Genomic DNA, 2,981 nt, shown 5'->3' with positions numbered 1-2,981 from the left:
ATATGTTGGAGGCGCTGCTACTCTTTTATTGCTAGCATCCTTCCTTTATCAGTGGAACAATGGTTTAGTAGTTGATGATACTGAAACATTTGGTTTCATGTTAGCCTTCACTGGTTTCCTATCTACCTTCTTACCTACTAAAAAGAAAGCTACTAACTAATAAAACATTACATGTTTTTCATTCACAAAAAACAATTATATTAGAATTAAAAAAGGATTGATCAAAAGATCAATCCTTTACTCTACTTCATTTAAGAAGAACAATGTTAACGCACCTGGTCCTGTATGCGCTCCGATTGCTGCTCCAATTGTATTTACGATAAATACTTCGCAGCCGAATCTTTCAGTAATTAATGCTTTTAATGCTTCGGCCGTTTCTAAGTCATCACCGTGAGTCATACCGATTGTTTGACCTTTAAGGTCTTTTCCGCGCTCTTCCATAATATCAACAATTCGGCTTAATACTTTCTTTTTCCCTCTTACCTTTTCAAGTGGTACAAGTTTTCCTTCATCCACATTTAAAATTGGCTTAATGTTTAATAAACCGCCGATGAAACCGGCTACTTTACTTAAACGTCCACCTCTAACAAGGTACTGTAAGTCAGCTACAGTGAAGATATGTTCCATATGCTCCATTAGAAAAGCGACACGGTTTAAGATTTCTTCTTTTGACGCGCCCTCTTTTGCCATTTTGGCAGCTTCTAATACGACAATACCTTGACCGAGTGAGGCACATTTTGTATCGATAATTTCTAAATCTAAATCAGTGTATGTTTCTTTCACTTCTTTTTTAATGAGAACTGACGATTGATATGTACCAGACAATTCAGATGAAAAGGCTAAATATATACAAGGGTTACCTTCTTTTGCATAGGAAACAAATTTTTCTTGGAATGTTTCAAGTGAAGGCAATGACGTTTTATAAACTGCGCCTTCTCTCATTTTTTGCAATAAAGTAACTGATTTTAATGTAACCCCATCTAAATACTCTGTTTCTGCTTCATCATATACACGGAGTGGAATTAAATCTATATCATATGCTTGCAGCAATTCTACCGGTAAATCCGCCGCACTATCCGTAATGATTTTAACACTCATTTTTAAACCTCTATTCTGTTATAAATATATAAAAAAATAAAATAAAAATATTACTTTTAAATTATATACGTAAAACAAGAATGAAGAAAGTGAAAGTACTTTATATTGTATGCACTCTTCCTCAAAACTTGAACTGTTAAGAAAAATGATTTTGATTTATCCTCTTTTCACTAGTTATTGAGCTATATATAATGAGAATATTAATACTTTTCCAAAGGGGGGTTACTTATGAGTATACAACTAGCTACTTCTAAAGATTTAGAATGGATTAATAATCAATACGAATCAATAGGATTTGTACCAAGTGATTTAAAGCGGGATAAAGTTGCGATTATTACATACAACGGCGAGTATGCAGGTGTAGGTCGTTTAGTTCAAATTGATAAAGATACTATTGAAATGGGTGGTATTTTCATACTTCCTAAATTTAGAGGGTTACAATTAGCGGGAGAACTCGTTTTATTTTTAGTACAAACAGCGAAGGAATTACATATTCAAAATGTATTTTGTCTCCCTTTCGAGGAATTAAAAAACTTTTATAAAAAATACGGTTTTACTGAAGTCGATACTACGCAAGAGGTTGTCCATCCAATTATTCTAAAAAAATATAATTGGTGTTTAAAAACTTATGATAAACATGTATTACTTTTTAAGTTGTGAGTTTTCTATAATTAAAGGGGATACACATTGTATTACACCTCATGTTTTAACAAAGATTTATCCGTTTCATCTATCTTAATAACTAGTATTTTCAATCGATCCATCAGTTATAGTTCACATCTTTTCCCACGCCTTATTAGCTAGCTCGTTTGCAAACTTGCTAGCACTATTTTTAAATTTCTCTATTACATACTCCTGAAGAAATTTTTAGCTAATCGATGGAGATATGATTATTTATGTAATCCGCACACGAACTTCCTGTTCTTGCAATAATTGAATAGTCAATTCCAATACAATATTTTGCATTAACTGATAGAGCTTATCATGAGATGTACTTTGTTCTGAAATAAATTCAATACATTGAAATATATAGCCCTCTACAAATAAGCTCCCTTTTTCAATTATAGATGGATTATGTCCTTTCTTTATTATTTTTGGCAATAAGAATTCTTTTTTGGTCAAAATAATTTCCTGTGATACCTCTTTTATTCCTATAACTTTTTCTTTAAATACCACCTTTTCTTGTAAGCTAATTTCACCTTTATATCTTCCTATTTCTATTGGTAGTTTCCCAGTTATATAATTATTTACGTCTGCTTCATCTTCCTTCTCTAATATTATACCGTGGATAGGAATCCACGAAGATGTGCCTATCCAATTCTCTTCCATATTCCCTTTTACTTTTTGATTAGAAAATTCTAAAAGCACTCTCTTTTCATGAAGTTTTGAAGAAACTAAATTACAATTAACTTCTCCATGATAATGTTGCACTGTAGTTAATAACTTAGCATCCAGTTCACGACCCCTAGCATCTTTTTCATTACGAAATACAAATGCTTCTTGTTTTTTTACATTAATATTAGGAAATTTTATAAAACTAGTCACATCCGAAATAATAGAAAATGGAGTTTTCACTATTATTGAACGCACTGAAGTTTCTATTTTTGATCCTGAATCTATACTTTCTTTCTTTGATTCATTTACTACTTCTTCTTTTGCTGGTTCAGTCTCTTCACTTTCTTTCTTTGATTCAATTACTATTTCTTCTTTCTCTGAATCGGTTTCTTCATCTTCTTTTTCTGATTCAATTTTCACCTCTTCTTCCTCTAATCCATTCGCTTTATCTTCTTTTGCTAATTTAGTTTTTTCACTTTCTTTCTCTAATTCAATTGCTCTATCTTCTTTTTTTGACTCTGTTTCTTTACTTTCTTTCTCTAATTTAA

3 protein-coding genes are annotated in these 2,981 nt (G+C 31.5%); 1 reads left to right on the top strand and 2 read right to left on the bottom strand.

What is annotated here, in order from left to right; translation table 11 throughout:
* Positions 1 to 237: 237 nt before the first annotated feature.
* Positions 238 to 1,098, bottom strand: coding sequence for a DegV family protein (locus tag V7038_RS26360; protein WP_070146613.1), 861 nt, complete (start codon positions 1,096 to 1,098; stop codon positions 238 to 240).
* Positions 1,099 to 1,326: 228 nt separating this feature from the next.
* Here V7038_RS26360 and V7038_RS26355 point away from each other — a divergent pair, with 228 nt between their 5' ends.
* Complete coding sequence (locus V7038_RS26355; protein WP_016105124.1) at positions 1,327 to 1,758, top strand: GNAT family N-acetyltransferase; 432 nt, start codon at positions 1,327 to 1,329, stop codon at positions 1,756 to 1,758.
* A 234-nt stretch (positions 1,759 to 1,992) separates the two neighbouring features.
* Here the strand turns inward: V7038_RS26355 and V7038_RS26350 are convergent.
* The coding region (locus V7038_RS26350; RefSeq protein WP_335695869.1) for a BC_2427 family protein at positions 1,993 to 2,981 on the bottom strand (989 nt) is incomplete at its 5' end.

It is taken from the genome of Bacillus sp. JJ783 (assembly GCF_036963225.1).
Taxonomy (GTDB): Bacteria; Bacillota; Bacilli; order Bacillales; family Bacillaceae_G; genus Bacillus_A; species Bacillus_A cereus_U.
Note: the sequence above shows the minus strand (reverse complement) of the source record. Positions and strands in the feature narration are given on the sequence as shown.